Annotated in this window: 14 protein-coding genes; 12 read left to right on the forward strand and 2 right to left on the reverse strand. The window is 66.6% G+C overall.

Annotation, left to right across the window (positions count from 1 at the left end; all coding sequences use genetic code 11):
- The first annotated feature begins 92 nt into the window (after positions 1–92).
- The 7 genes from ACZY0R_RS01160 to bluB all read left to right on the forward strand — a co-directional run bounded on the left by ACZY0R_RS01160 (position 93) and on the right by bluB (position 6,638).
- Positions 93–680 (forward strand): cysteine dioxygenase family protein, encoded by a 588-nt coding sequence (locus tag ACZY0R_RS01160; RefSeq protein WP_488856762.1) that lies wholly within the window; start codon positions 93–95, stop codon positions 678–680.
- Between the two features lie 136 nt (positions 681–816).
- Positions 817–2,436: a rhodanese-like domain-containing protein gene (locus ACZY0R_RS01165; protein WP_488856763.1), complete on the forward strand. Its 1,620-nt coding sequence runs from the start codon at positions 817–819 to the stop codon at positions 2,434–2,436.
- A gap of 262 nt (positions 2,437–2,698) precedes the next feature.
- A complete protein-coding gene (locus ACZY0R_RS01170; RefSeq protein WP_488856764.1) occupies positions 2,699–3,712 on the forward strand; it encodes a Bug family tripartite tricarboxylate transporter substrate binding protein in 1,014 nt (337 codons plus the stop codon).
- 130 nt (positions 3,713–3,842) lie between these two features.
- Positions 3,843–5,081 (forward strand): cystathionine beta-lyase, encoded by a 1,239-nt coding sequence (gene metC / locus ACZY0R_RS01175; protein WP_488856765.1) that lies wholly within the window; start codon positions 3,843–3,845, stop codon positions 5,079–5,081.
- Positions 5,082–5,155: 74 nt separating this feature from the next.
- Positions 5,156–5,401, forward strand: coding sequence for a FitA-like ribbon-helix-helix domain-containing protein (locus ACZY0R_RS01180; RefSeq protein ID WP_488856766.1), 246 nt, complete (start codon positions 5,156–5,158; stop codon positions 5,399–5,401).
- On the forward strand, positions 5,398–5,817 hold the full coding sequence (locus tag ACZY0R_RS01185) for a type II toxin-antitoxin system VapC family toxin (protein WP_488856767.1): 420 nt from the start codon (positions 5,398–5,400) through the stop codon (positions 5,815–5,817). The genes ACZY0R_RS01180 and ACZY0R_RS01185 overlap by 4 nt, the downstream gene beginning before the upstream one ends.
- A gap of 143 nt (positions 5,818–5,960) precedes the next feature.
- A complete protein-coding gene (bluB, locus tag ACZY0R_RS01190; RefSeq protein WP_488856768.1) occupies positions 5,961–6,638 on the forward strand; it encodes a 5,6-dimethylbenzimidazole synthase in 678 nt (225 codons plus the stop codon).
- Positions 6,639–6,654: 16 nt separating this feature from the next.
- Here the strand turns inward: bluB and ACZY0R_RS01195 are convergent, their stop codons facing one another.
- The gene (locus ACZY0R_RS01195; protein ID WP_488856769.1) at positions 6,655–7,125 is read right to left on the reverse strand and encodes an Lrp/AsnC family transcriptional regulator; all 471 of its coding nucleotides are present in this window, start codon (positions 7,123–7,125) and stop codon (positions 6,655–6,657) included.
- A 128-nt stretch (positions 7,126–7,253) separates the two neighbouring features.
- Between ACZY0R_RS01195 and ACZY0R_RS01200 the strand changes: the two genes are divergently transcribed.
- The 3 genes from ACZY0R_RS01200 to ACZY0R_RS01210 all read left to right on the forward strand — a co-directional run bounded on the left by ACZY0R_RS01200 (position 7,254) and on the right by ACZY0R_RS01210 (position 10,036).
- On the forward strand, positions 7,254–7,598 hold the full coding sequence (locus ACZY0R_RS01200; protein ID WP_488856770.1) for a hypothetical protein: 345 nt from the start codon (positions 7,254–7,256) through the stop codon (positions 7,596–7,598).
- A gap of 121 nt (positions 7,599–7,719) precedes the next feature.
- Positions 7,720–8,643, forward strand: a complete 924-nt coding sequence (locus ACZY0R_RS01205; RefSeq protein WP_488856771.1) for a LysR substrate-binding domain-containing protein — start codon at positions 7,720–7,722, stop codon at positions 8,641–8,643.
- Positions 8,644–8,785: 142 nt separating this feature from the next.
- Entirely contained in the window at positions 8,786–10,036 is a 1,251-nt protein-coding gene (locus tag ACZY0R_RS01210) for an MFS transporter (RefSeq protein WP_488856772.1), read from the forward strand.
- Between the two features lie 11 nt (positions 10,037–10,047).
- On the opposite strand, the gene ACZY0R_RS01215 is transcribed toward ACZY0R_RS01210, so the two are convergent.
- Positions 10,048–10,770, reverse strand: a complete 723-nt coding sequence (locus ACZY0R_RS01215; protein WP_488856773.1) for an NUDIX hydrolase — start codon at positions 10,768–10,770, stop codon at positions 10,048–10,050.
- A gap of 145 nt (positions 10,771–10,915) precedes the next feature.
- Between ACZY0R_RS01215 and ACZY0R_RS01220 the strand changes: the two genes are divergently transcribed.
- Positions 10,916–11,944: an SPFH domain-containing protein gene (locus ACZY0R_RS01220; protein ID WP_488856774.1), complete on the forward strand. Its 1,029-nt coding sequence runs from the start codon at positions 10,916–10,918 to the stop codon at positions 11,942–11,944.
- 29 nt (positions 11,945–11,973) lie between these two features.
- Positions 11,974–12,891, forward strand: a complete 918-nt coding sequence (locus ACZY0R_RS01225; RefSeq protein ID WP_488856775.1) for a diacylglycerol kinase catalytic domain-containing protein — start codon at positions 11,974–11,976, stop codon at positions 12,889–12,891.
- Positions 12,892–12,911 lie beyond the last annotated feature (20 nt).

The raw sequence follows: 12,911 nt of genomic DNA on the forward strand, positions 1-12,911 counted from the left end.
GGGCACTGGCCTTCATTACAGTGAAACCAGACAAAGATACGTCCCGCCCCGCAAACCAAGAACTATCAAGACTCAGCAAGGATTCTAGAGACATGTCGATCGCACAACAACGCCAGGCCGCCGTCGGGGAAACCATTCGATCCATCAAGGAAATCGTCGCCAGCGGCGGTGTCACCCGCGACTCGCTGGCCAGCGTCCTGGATCAGGTGGCGCAACTGGCGGCCAGGCCGCAACTGTGGGCCGAGAGCGAATTCGCCCCGCCCGAGGAAGGCGAGCGCCAAGCCCGCTACCTGATTGCGGAAGATCCCGACCAGAGCTTCGCGCTGTACCTCAACGTAATGCGGCCGGGCAAGCGCATCCCGCCGCATGACCACACCACCTGGGCCTGCGTGGCCGGCGTGGTGGGCACCGAGCACAACGACGTCTACCTGCGCACCGACGACGGCAGCGTGCCGGGCATGGGCACGCTGGCGCACTCGCACACCGTGGAAGTGGGCCCGGGCTCGGGCATCGCGCTGCTGCCCGACGACATCCATTCGGTGGAGATCCGCGGTGAATCCGTGATCCGTCACCTGCATATGTACGGCCGCGCCCTGGAAACCCTGACCGGCCGCACCGCTTATGACCTCGAAACAGGCCGTTGCCAGGCCATGAGCGTGGGCGTCAAGACGCGCCGCTAAGCGGCGCCGGGGAGGTGCGGCGCTGACGCGCCCGCACCTCCCCGCCTCTGCCGGTGCCCTTATCCAACGCATTACCGCTTGCCTCCCGCCCGTGCGCGGCCAGGAGGCCAGGCCCCCTTTTTGCCTGAAGAACCGCATGCCCGACACCCTTCCTACCCATTACACCCCGCTCGATCCCGCTACCCTCAAAGGCTGGCTGCACGACCAGGGGGAGATTGCCCTGTTCGATATCCGCGAGCATGGCCAGTACGGCGAAGGCCATCCCTTCTACGCGGTACCGCTGCCTTACAGCCGTCTCGAACTCGACATAGGCCGGCTCGCGCCCAATCCTTCGGCGCGCATCGTGCTGGCCGACGATGGCGACGGCGTGGCGCCGCGCGCCGCGCAAGCCCTGGCCGCCCTCGGCTACACGCGCTTGTTTGTGCTCGACGGTGGCGTACCGGGCTGGCACGCCGCCGGCTATGCGCTGTTCGCCGGTGTCAATGTGCCATCCAAGACCTTCGGCGAACTGGCCGAGCACCATTACGGCACGCCCCGCGTCTCGGCCGCCGAGCTGGCCGCCATGCAGGCCGGCGAGCAAGCCCCGGTGGTGCTTGACGGCCGGCCCGTCGCGGAATTCCGCAAGATGAATATCCCCGGCGCCATCTGCTGCCCCAATGGCGAGCTGGCCTACCGCCTGCGCGACCTCGTGCCGGACCCGGCCACGCCCATCGTGATCAACTGTGCCGGTCGCACGCGCAGCATCATCGGTGCGCAGACCTTGATCAATTTCGGCGTGCCCAACCCCGTATACGCACTGGAAAACGGCACCCAGGGCTGGCACCTGAACGACTTCAGGCTGGAGCACGGCGGCACGCGGCGCTATCCGGACAACGCCGCGCCCCGCGGCCTTGATGCGGGCCGCGCCGCCGCGCAGGCGATGGCGCAGCGCTTCTCAGTCCCCCCCATCGATGTGGCCGAGGCCCGCGCGTGGCTCGACGACCGCTCGCGCACTACCTTCCTGTGCGACGTCCGCACGCCGGAGGAATATGCCACCGGGTCGGTACCTGGCGCCCAGCACACACCTGGCGGCCAGTTGATCCAGGCTACCGACCAGTACGTGGGCGTACGGCGTGCTCGCCTCGTGCTGATCGATGCCGATGGTGTGCGTGCCACCGTGGCAGCGAGCTGGCTGCGTCAGATGGGTCACGACGCCGTAGTGCTCGAAGGCGGGCTGGAGGCGGCACTTGGCGGCCGCCTGGCAGCGCCCGCCGGTCCGCAGGCGCCGGCTCGCCCCCTGCGCCGCGTCGATGCCCCCGCGCTGGCCGCGGATCTGGCCGGGCAACAGGTGCTGGCGCTCGATGTGCGCGCCAGCATGGCGTATCGCGCCGGCCACGTGCCCGGCAGCCGCTGGTCGATCCGCCCGGTCTTTGCCCGCGACCTGGCCGGCGTGCCGCGCGACACGCCGCTGGTGCTGATCGGCGACGAAGGCCAGCCGGGCCTAGCCGGGCTGGCTGCCGGCGAACTGGCGGTGCTCGGCTACCGCGATGTCCGCCTGCTGGCCGGCGGCGTTGATGCCTGGCAGGCCGCGGGAAATACGCTCGCCACCGGGGACGAGGCGAACAGCCTGCCGGATGCGCGCTGCATCGATTTCCTGTTCTTCGTGCACGACCGCCACGACGGCAACAAGGAGGCCGCGCGCCGCTACTTGGCGTGGGAGACCAACCTGATCGGCCAGCTTGACGCGCAGGAACTGGCCACTTTCCGATTCGCCTGATCCAGCCAGCCCGAGATCGTTCCGCAACATGACCCGCCAACAGCGACCGAGCCCTTCGCGCATCCAGCACCCGCCCGCACGCGTGCGGGGCGACGCGCGCGGACGGCAAGGCGAGTCGCCTGGCTTTGATTCCCACACGGCTCGACGGTGCAGCGCCAAGGGGACGTCCCGGCATTCCGGGAACACAGGGGCAAGAGAGGCCGCAGAAGCCCGCCCGGCCCCCCTTCGCTCTGACATCTCTCTACATACACAGGGGTTCTTCATGTCACGTATCAAGCAGGTACTGGCCGGCACTTTCGCCTCCGTCGCAGTCCTCGCCATCACGATGGCCACGTCCGCTACATCCGCCACTGCACAGCCGCTGGCGCCGGTTGGCGGTTTCCCGTCGCAGCCGCTGCGCTTCGTCTCGCCGTTTCCGGCCGGCGGCGGCAACGATGCCGTCACCCGCATCGTCACCACGCGGCTCACCGAAGTGCTCGGGCAGACCGCCGTCACGGACAACCGCGGCGGCGCCGGCGGCAATATCGGTACGCGTTTCGTGGCCGAATCCAAACCCGACGGCTATACCTTGCTGACCTCGCAGGTGTCGGTGATGGCCGTCAATCCGACGCTGTACAGCACCCCCGGCTTCGACCCGGTCAAGAACTTCACGCCGGTCACGCAGATCAACGCGGCGCCGCTGGCCATGGTGGTGGCGGCCAATGCGCCGTGGCAGACGTTTGCCGAACTGGCCGCCCAGGCCAAGGCCCAGCCGCAAAAGATCACCTTTGCCACGCCCGGCAACGGCACGCTCTCGCACCTGGTTGGCGTGGTGCTGGACAAGGACAGCGGGGTGGCCCTGCAGCATGTGCCTTACAAGGGTGCCGGCCCCGCCATCAACGACCTGCTGGGCGGGCAGGTAAATGTGCTGATCACTTCCACCTCCTCGGTGGCGAGCTTTATCCAGAGCGGCCGCATGCGCGCGCTGGCGGTCACCAGTCCACGCCGCCTGGGTGTGTTCGCCAAGGTCCCGACGCTTGAGGAACTCGGCTATCGCAATGCCCGCTTTGAAGACTGGTATGGCGTGTTCGCGCCGGCCGGGACTTCGCCCGAGCGTATCGCCTACCTGAACCGCGCCATCGCGCAGGTGCTGCAGATGCCCGAAGTGGTGAAGCTGATCAACGAAGGCGGCAGCGACGTGGTGGCCAGCAAGCCGGACGCATTCGCCGCGCAGCTCAAGAGCGACATCGCGCGCTGGTCGCACATCGTCAAGCTCTCCGGCGCCCGCGTGGACTGATCAGCCTGGATTCGAAGCAGGCGGCATGGCTCTTGCAGCCGCCTGTACGGGCAACGACAAAGTACAGGAACAAGCACCAGCCGCCATCACCGCCGTGCCGCCCCGGCGCTGCACCCTACCAGGCCAAGCCATGAAGAAGCACAGCAGACTTACCCATCTCGCCCACGCCGGCCGAACCGCCTCCGTGGACGGCGGCCAGCCGGTCAACCCGCCCGTGGTGCGCGCCAGCACGGTGCTGTTCGACTCGGTGGCGCAGATGCGCGAGATGCGGGCGCGGCGCGGCAGCGAGCGCCTCTTCACTTATGGCGCGCGCGGCAACCCCACCGCGTTCGCACTGGAAGACATGGTCACCGAGCTGGAAGGCGGCTACCGTACGCGGCTCTTTCCCAGCGGGCTGGCGGCGGCGGCAATGACGCTGCTGGCCTATCTGCGCCCCGGCCAGCATGTGCTGCTGCCCGATTGCGTCTACGAGCCGGTGCGCAAGCTCGCCGAAGGCTTTCTCGCGCAGCACGGGATTGCCGCCAGCTTCTACGCCGCCGACGGCCACGACCTGCAAGCCAGGCTGCGGCCCGAAACCCGTCTCGTGTACGTGGAAACGCCCGGCTCGCTGGCCTATGAGATGTGCGACCTGCCGGCCATCGCCGACATAGCGCATCGTCATGGTGCGCTGGTGGCGGCCGACAACACCTGGGGCTCCGGCCTGCTGTACCAACCACTTGCGCTCGGCGCCGATATTTCCCTGATGGCCGCGACCAAATACCTGTCCGGGCATTCCGACGTCATGATGGGCACGGTCTGCACGACCGAAGCCGCCTGGCCCGCATTGGCCGCGCTGGCCGACGCCTTCGGCATGGCAGTCAGCCCGGACGACGCCTATCTGGTGCAGCGGGGCATGCGCTCGCTGGGTGCCCGCCTGTCCCAGCACGAGCGCGGCGCCTTGGCGGTGGCGAACTGGCTGCGCACCCGCCCCGAAGTCGCCGAAGTGTTCTGCCCCGCCCTGCCCGGCGACCCTGGACACGCACTGTGGCGCCGCGACTGCCACGGCACCAACGGCTTGCTGTCGTTCTCGCTGCGCACCGCCGCGCCGGATGCCGCCGAGCGCTTTATCGACAGCCTTGCGCTGTTCGGCATCGGCGCCTCCTGGGGCGGCTTCGAGAGCCTTGCGGTGATCGCCGACATGCGCGCCGCGCGCAGCGTCACCGACTGGTCGGCGCGCGGGCAGGTGATCCGGTTGCATATCGGGCTGGAGGAGATCGACGACCTGCTGGCGGACCTGGCGCAGGGGTTCGCGGCGATTGCCGCCGACAAGGAGATGGGCCTGTCTTTAGCGACACACGCGGATCCGCTGCCTGCGCTGTCCGGGCATTAGCAGGTGCGCGAATGGCACCGCGTCTTGTGCCTCTGTGCTAGCATTGCATTCAATGCAAGCAGAGGAGACCGGATATGGCGACACTGACCATTCGCAATATTGATGAGGATCTCAAGGCACGTTTGCGCATTGAGGCCGCACAGCACGGTCGCTCAATGGAAGAGGAGGTTCGCGTCATCCTGCGTCATGCCCTGAGCAAAGCACCTGGCCCCGGCCCATTCGGAAGCCGGTTACACCAGCGCTTTGCAGGCCTGGCTGATCCGGGGATCGAGCTACCGCCACGCGAGGAACAGCCTCGGTCGGCGGATTTGCCCGAATGATCGTACTCGATACCAATGTAGTGTCGGAGTTCATGCGGGCACGGGCCGAGCCGGCTGTCATCGGATGGCTCGACCGGCACTCACAACATGAATACGCTGTAACGGCGGTGACCGTTGCCGAGCTTCTATATGGCATTGCGCGCTTGCCGGAGGGGCGCAGAAAAAGCGGGCTACGAGAAGCAGCGCTCCAGATGCTCGAGGAAGAATTCGCGGGACTGGTCCTTCCATTCGACGAAGCGGCCGCCGTCCACTACGCCGCGCTCGTGGCCCAGCGGGCTCAAGCCGGACACCCCATCAGCATGGCAGATGCCCAGATTGCGGCTATTTGCTCTCATCATGGCGCCGTACTTGCCACGCGCAACGGAAAGGACTTCGAAGGAATTGGCCTGACCGTCGTGAATCCATGGCTGGGTTGATGGCGAGCGCGCCCGCGGAGATGTCCAAGCCTGTGCCCTGACCGTTTATCCGTGCGAACAACATCGGCGATCTTCAGGCTCGCCCTCTCGGCTTGCCCGCCTCCGCACAGGATTACAATGCCGGCTTTGGCGTCCCTCACGCAATGCCCGCGACCATAGCCGACTGCCCCCCCGCCATATTCTCGTCTGACGAGCAGCAGAGCTTCTACCGCCTCATCGCCTCGCGCCGCGACATGCGGCACTTCATTGCGGGGGCTTCGGTCGACGAGGCCGTCTTGCTGCGCCTCCTGCATGCCGCGCATAGCGCCCCCTCGGTTGGCCTGATGCAGCCGTGGCGCTTCATCCGTATCGCCGATCCCGCCCTGCGCGGGGAAATTGGCGCCCTGGTCGAGGCTGAACGGCAGAACACGGCGATGGCGCTGGGCGAGCGTGACCGCGAGTTCCTGCGCCTGAAAGTGGAAGGCGTGCGCGAATGCGCCGAGCTATTGGTGGTCGCGCTGGCGCCCGACGACGGTACCGTGTTTGGCCGGCGCACCATGCCGCGTGAGATGGCGCTCTGTTCCGCCGCCTGCGCCATTGAAAACCTCTGGCTGGCGGCGCGTGTGGAGAATCTCGGGCTGGGCTGGGTTTCGATGTTCGCGCCGGACGCGCTCGCCACGCTGCTGAAACTGCCGCCGGGCGCGCAGCCTATCGCCATTCTCTGCCTGGGGCCGGTGCAGGCCTTTTATCCCGCGCCGATGCTGGAAGTGGAAGGCTGGCGGCAGGGGCGCCCGCTCGAAGCCATGATGTCCACCGATACCTGGGACCAGCCTGACGCCTGAAGCGCCTGAAGCGACGTCAAGGTGCGACCGACGGCTCCCGCTTCATGCAACGCAGCACAAAGGTGGAATGGCTGTGCCGCAAACCCGGCAGCTTGTAGAGCTTGTGGCGCAGGAACTCTTCGTAGCCTTCGGTGCCCGCCACCGCCACCTTGATCAGGTAATCGTATTCGCCGGTCAGCAAGTAGGCTTCCATCACTTCCGGCAGTTCGGCCAGTGCTTCGCCGAAGCGATCCAGCATGTCGTCATCGTGCCGGTCCAGCGTGACTTCGATCAGCACGGTATCGGGCAAGCCGAGCGCCTTCTGGTTCAGCAGCGCCGCATAGCCCTCGATCACCCCGCTTTCCTCCAGGGCACGCACGCGGTTCCAGCAGGGCGTGGGCGACAAGCCGACCTGCTCGGCCAGCTTGAGATTGGAGAGCCGGCCATCGCGCCGCAACGCGCGCAGGATGCGCCGGTCCGTTTCATCGAGCTTCGGGGTGGTTGTCATGGTTATTGCCACTATAAGAGATAGAGTCACTCCTCAATCTATCATAGATAGATGATTCATCTCCAATTCATTGAAAACCGCAGACAATAAAGAAGCTCATTCTGGGGCCCCACTGGTAAATTTGCCGCATGAACTTCACACCCGCCTCCCCCACCGGTGCCGACGCCATGCCTACCCTGAACCTCGCAGTGCAACTCGAACGCAGCGACCTTTTCAGCGCCATCGAATGGACGCTTGCCAACGCCCGCCGCACCGGGCTGCACCTGCTCGACATGCGCTTCGGCCACGCGGCGGCGCCCCACCAACTCACGCTGTCGGTTGCCGCCGGCGATGCGAACCTGCTGGATCTGTTCCTCAAGCGGCTGGAAAACGGCGCCGATGTGCTCGAAGTGCTGGAAGTCCCCGCGCCGGCAAAACGCGCCGTACCGGTGGCGCAGCCGGAGGCCATGGAATCTTCGCTAGAATTCATCTGAGCCGGCGATGCCGGAAATGGTCAGCGCGGCTCGATGACGCCCACTCCGGGCGCCGTCTCCAGCGCCGCGACGCCTCCGCATCGCGGCGGATACCATGCCAGGCAGTTGTCGGGAATGCGTCATGCCACGTCGTTTGCCTCCGCTCTCATCCCTTCGCTTCTTTGAAGCAGCCGGGCGCCACCAGAGCTTCAAGCTCGCTGCCGCGGAATTGAACGTCACGCCAAGCGCGGTGAGCCACGGGATCGTCGGACTGGAGCAGTCGCTCGGCGTCGAGCTCTTTATCCGCGAGCCCCGCGGGCTGTCCCTGACGCCAGCGGGCGCGGACTACCTCACCTACGTGTCCAAGGCATTCTCCCTGCTCGAAACCGGGACACAGCGCCTGCCGAACCAACAGGAAAATCGCACGATCGCCGTGAGCTGCGCGCCCACCCTGGCATCGCGTTGGCTGTTGCCGCGCCTGCATGGCTTTCGCGCGCGGTGGCCGGATATCAATGTCACCGTCGACACCTCGCAGCGGCTGGTCGGTTTTCCCGCCGACGGGTTCGATTTCGCCATCCGGATGAGCCGGGCGCCCGCCGCTGGCGCTTGCTGGACCCGGCTGTTCGGCGAGCAGCTGGTCCCGGTATGTAGCCCGGCCTATCGCGACAGCTTGCTCGATGCAAACGGCACCATGGATCTTCGGCGCGCGACGCTGATCCACGTCAACCCCGCGAGCGAAGACTGGCAGGCGTGGCTGGATGCCGCGCGCGTTGCCGGGATCGCGTCATCCGGCGGTTTGCGCTTCGATACGATCCAGCTGGCCTTCGAAGCGGCCAGCGCGGGCCTTGGCGTCGCGCTGGGCAGGCGGCCGCTGGTCGACAGCGATCTCGCCAGCGGGGCGCTGGTCGAAATCGGGCCCGAAGTGATCTCCGCCCAGACCGCCTACTGGCTGGTAAGTGCGGCGGGTGCGGATCACCGGCCCGACCTCTCCGGCTTCAGGCAGTGGTTGCTGAGCGAAGCCGGGGCCTTCGAGGACAGCGCCTCAGCCGCCGTTTCAAGCCAATAGCAAAACCACTGGCAGAGCCGGCGCATCGCGCATCGATCCGCGATATCACAGGTGAATTTCCCTCACCTGTCGTCAAGATCTTTTCCTTTGCCGCATCGCCCACCCGCTGCCAGTATTGGCGGCACGAGGAGGGCCAAACACCATGTTGACGGCAACCAACAGGCAAGCTGCATCTTTGAAGCACCAGGCAACGCTCGTCGTTGTTTCGGCGGCACTCATCCTGAGCGTCGTCATGGGTATCCGGCAGACCTTCGGGCTATTTATCGGGCCACTGTCCTTCGACCGCGGGATGCCGGTCACCGTGATCGCGTTCGCGATCGCGCTTCATAATCTGGCGTGGGGATTCGCGCAACCGTTCGCGGGCGCCGCGGCCGACCGATATGGGTCCGCGCCGGTGGTTGCCGCCGGCGCGGTCAGCATTGCCGCCGGCCTGGCACTCGCGGCCATGGCGCAGTCGGGCGCCATGCTTGTGGTCGGCATCGGCCTGCTGTTCGGTATCGGGATCAGTTGCACCAGCTTCGGCGTCGTCCTGTCGGCGGTCGGCCGCATGGCATCCCCCGAAAAGCGCAGCATGGCGATGGGCCTGGCGAGTGCCGGCGGATCGCTCGGCCAGGTCCTCATGGTCCCGCTTGCGCAGGCGGTGCGGGAAACGTCGGGCGTATCGGCGTCGCTGTTCGTATTCGCGCTCCTGATGCTCATGGTGGCGCCATTCGGGATCCTGCTGGACCGCCGGGATGCGTGCCGCGCGCCACTGGCGGAGCCGCAGGCGTTTTCCCTGCGTGAAGTCTTGTCCAGGGCGTGCCGGCACCGCGGCTATCGCCTTCTCACCATTGGCTTCTTCGCCTGCGGATTCCAGCTTGCCTTTATTGCCACGCATTTGCCGGGCTACCTGACGCTTTGCCATATGCCCATGGGACTGGGAGCGACGGCGCTGGCCCTGATCGGGCTGTTCAATATGCTGGGAAGCTGGGCATGTGGCTGGCTGGGCGGACGCTTTCGCCAGCAGTACGTGCTGGGCTGGCTCTACCTGGTCCGGTGCGTGGCCATCGGCGCCTTCCTGCTGCTGCCGAGGACCTCTGCCTCGGTCGTTATCTTCGCCGCCGTGATGGGCCTGACCTGGCTGGGGACCGTGCCGCTGACGAGCGAGCTGGTGGCGAAGATCTTCGGCACACGCCACCTGGGGACGCTGTTCGGCGTCTGCTTCCTGAGCCATCAGGCCGGCTCGTTCCTGGGCGCATGGCTAGGCGGCTTCGTCTTTGACGTGACCGGTTCCTATTCGCTGGTATGGGGCGCCACGGCAGCCGCCGGGCTGCTGGCGGCGATATTGCACTTCCCCATCGACGATACCGTGATGGGCACCCCGGCCCTTCGATCGGATCCGGCGCCAACGTAGCCAGCGGGCGTTCACGCGCGCTCGCGCTGCTCGAAACTCCGCGTGAAATAGACCAGCCCGGACTGCTCTCGCAGCCGGTAGAGCGAAGCCGGGCGCCGCCCGGTGTCCTTCTGCGTGCCGAGCTCTTCCAGCAGGCCCGCCGCCAGCATGCGGGTCCGGAAAGCCTTTTTCTCCAGCGGCCGGCCCAGCACGAGTTCATAGACGTGCTGCAGCTCGCCAAGCGTAAAGTCCGGCGGCAACAGGTGCGCGGGCAGCGAAGTGTATTCGGTCTTGCCGCGCACGCGCCCAAGCGCCGCGCCCAGGAGGTCGGCGTGATCGAAGGCCAGCGGCACGGACACGCCATCGCCCTCCACCGGCGCCCAGCGCAGGTCGGCGGCATTGCCGCCCTTCTGCGGGGCCAGGGTGGCATCGGCCAGCAAGGCCATGTACACATGGGTAGTGGACCAGCCGCGCGGATCGCGCATGGCGCTGCCCCAGCTGCCCACCTGTTCCAGGTACGGGCTATTCACTCCGGTCTTCTCCGCCAGCTTGCGCAGCGCGCACCCCTGCAGATCCTGATCCCGTTCGATGTCCACGAAACCGCCCGGCAGCGCCCATTGCCCGGGAAAAGGCTCGCCTGGCAGCTGCGGGCGCTGCACGAGCAGCACCTGCAAGGCCCCGGCACGGATGGTAAGGATGACCACGTCCACGGTGGTCAGCGGGCGCCCGAAGGCGGGCGCGGCGGGCTTCGTCATAGGGCTGTGCGCTCCTTGCGGCAGGCTGTTCAGGCCGGATTATAAATTGACAAGTGTCACAGCCCCACTTATATTAGTGGCACAGACACACTTAATACCCGCCACCGAATGCGGGCCACCAAAGACACCACGCGAAAGGACCACCATGTTCGGCATCCGATTCATCAAGGCAGATCCCACCACCTACCTGATGCAGATGAAGAGCGGCAAGATCGTCCGCGAAGGCAGCGGCCAGTCGTTCTACTACTACGCGCCCACCACCTCGCTGGTGGCGGTGCCGGTGGGCAGCCAGATCCTGCCCTACATCTTCGAGCTGATCACCACCGACTTCCAGTCCGTCACGGTGCAGGGCAATCTCTCCTATCGCATCGCCGAGCCGCGCAAGACAGCCGCCATGCTTAATTTCGCGCTCAAGCCGGACGGCCGCAACTACATTTCCGAGGATCCGCAGAACTTGCGCACCCGCGTCGAAGGCGTGGTGGAAGTGCTGGTGCAGCAGGCCGTGAGCGCGGAAACGCTGCGCTCCGCCCTGCAGTCCTCGGACCGCATGGCGCGCCAGGTCGAAGGCGCGCTCAAGAGCCAGCCGGACGTGCTCGCGTTAGGGCTGGAAATCCTCTCGTTCTCGATGGTGGCCGTCAAGCCGCGCGCCGAAACCGCGCGCGCCCTGGAAGCTGAAGTCCGCGAACAGATCCTGAAAGCCGCCGACGACGCCATCTACGCGCGCCGCAACGCCGCGGTGGAAAACGAACGCGCCATCAAGGAAAGCGAACTCGACACCGAAGTCGCCGTGGAACTCAAGCAGCGCACCATCCGCGAGACGCAGATGGAAGCCGAAGCCGCGGTGCAAAAGAAGCAGGCCGAACTCGAAGCCAGCGGCATGGAAGCGCAGATCGCGCTGGAAGCGCGCCGCAAGGAATTCGTGGGCCTGGAGGCCGATAACACCCGCACCACCGCCGAGGCCGAGGCACACCGCCTTGGCGCCGTGATGCAGGCACTGCAGGGCGCAGACGCGCGCATCGTGCAGGCGCTGGCCGCATCGGGCATGGCCCCCGGCCAGTTGATCGCGCAGGCCTTTGGCGGCATTGCCGACAAGGCTGAGCGGATCGGGCAGCTGAACATGTCGCCGGAGCTGCTGCAGTCGCTACTGGCGCCGCAGGCCAAGGGCCGCGGCTGAGACCATACGGGACAAAGGGAGCAAGACACATGGGCACAGCCGCCGATCGCAAGGTAGTGCTGGTGACGCGCAAGACGCGGCTGGAAGAACTGCTGGCGCGCTACCACTCACTGGCGCAGGCACGCTTCTACCTGGAGCACCTGGGCGCGGACATCACCGATTACCAGCGCGAGCACGACACCTACCTGGCCGCGCGCGAGCAGGTCGCCGCCGTGCTGTCGCGCTACCTGCGCAGGCAGGTGGTGGACCGCCAGTTCCTGCCTAATTTCCTGTTCGGCCCGGACGACATCGTCGTGGCGCTGGGCCAGGACGGCCTGGTCGCCAACACCATGAAGTACCTCAATGGCCAGCCGCTGCTCGGCGTGAATCCCGACCAGGCGCGCTATGACGGCGTGTTGTTGCCGTTCCAGGCTGGCGACCTCGCGCGCGTGCTGGCCGAGGCGATGCAGGATCGCCGCCCTGCCCGGCCAGTCACCATGGCGCGCGCCGAGTTGTCGGACCAGCAGGTGCTGTACGCGGTCAACGACTTCTTTATCGGCCCGCGCAGCCACACCTCGGCGCGTTATGAGGTCCGGCTCGGCACGCAATGCGAAGTGCAATCGTCGAGCGGGGTCATTGTCTCGACCGGGCTCGGATCTACGGCCTGGCTCAAGAGCATCGTCACCGGCGCGCGCGCCATCGCGCAGGCGGACGCACCGTATCAGGCCTTGCCGTGGGACACCGACCGGCTGGTATTCGCCGTGCGCGAGCCCTTTCCCAGCCGCGCCACCGATGCCACCCTGGTGTATGGCGACATCCCGCGCGGCGAGCGGATCGTGCTGCGCTCGCTGATGCCCGAGTCTGGCGTGATCTTCAGCGATGGCATCGAAGCGGATTTCCTGCAGTTCAATGCGGGCACCGAGGCACGCATCGGCGTGGCGGAGCGCAGCGGGCAACTGGTGCAGTAGCAGCGGCGCGTGCTGCTGTC

Source organism: Cupriavidus sp. F041, from assembly GCF_057814235.1.

Coding starts and splice junctions, on each gene's coding strand:
- bluB (WP_488856768.1), top strand. CDS start 5,961: ATGCCCGCGACCATAGCCGACTGCCCCCCCGCCATATTCTCGTCTGAC.
- ACZY0R_RS01180 (WP_488856766.1), top strand. CDS start 5,156: ATGGCGACACTGACCATTCGCAATATTGATGAGGATCTCAAGGCACGT.
- ACZY0R_RS01225 (WP_488856775.1), top strand. CDS start 11,974: ATGGGCACAGCCGCCGATCGCAAGGTAGTGCTGGTGACGCGCAAGACG.
- metC (WP_488856765.1), top strand. CDS start 3,843: ATGAAGAAGCACAGCAGACTTACCCATCTCGCCCACGCCGGCCGAACC.
- ACZY0R_RS01220 (WP_488856774.1), top strand. CDS start 10,916: ATGTTCGGCATCCGATTCATCAAGGCAGATCCCACCACCTACCTGATG.
- ACZY0R_RS01170 (WP_488856764.1), top strand. CDS start 2,699: ATGTCACGTATCAAGCAGGTACTGGCCGGCACTTTCGCCTCCGTCGCA.
- ACZY0R_RS01165 (WP_488856763.1), top strand. CDS start 817: ATGCCCGACACCCTTCCTACCCATTACACCCCGCTCGATCCCGCTACC.
- ACZY0R_RS01160 (WP_488856762.1), top strand. CDS start 93: ATGTCGATCGCACAACAACGCCAGGCCGCCGTCGGGGAAACCATTCGA.
- ACZY0R_RS01215 (WP_488856773.1), bottom strand. CDS start 10,770: ATGACGAAGCCCGCCGCGCCCGCCTTCGGGCGCCCGCTGACCACCGTG.
- ACZY0R_RS01210 (WP_488856772.1), top strand. CDS start 8,786: ATGTTGACGGCAACCAACAGGCAAGCTGCATCTTTGAAGCACCAGGCA.
- ACZY0R_RS01205 (WP_488856771.1), top strand. CDS start 7,720: ATGCCACGTCGTTTGCCTCCGCTCTCATCCCTTCGCTTCTTTGAAGCA.
- ACZY0R_RS01185 (WP_488856767.1), top strand. CDS start 5,398: ATGATCGTACTCGATACCAATGTAGTGTCGGAGTTCATGCGGGCACGG.
- ACZY0R_RS01200 (WP_488856770.1), top strand. CDS start 7,254: ATGAACTTCACACCCGCCTCCCCCACCGGTGCCGACGCCATGCCTACC.
- ACZY0R_RS01195 (WP_488856769.1), bottom strand. CDS start 7,125: ATGACAACCACCCCGAAGCTCGATGAAACGGACCGGCGCATCCTGCGC.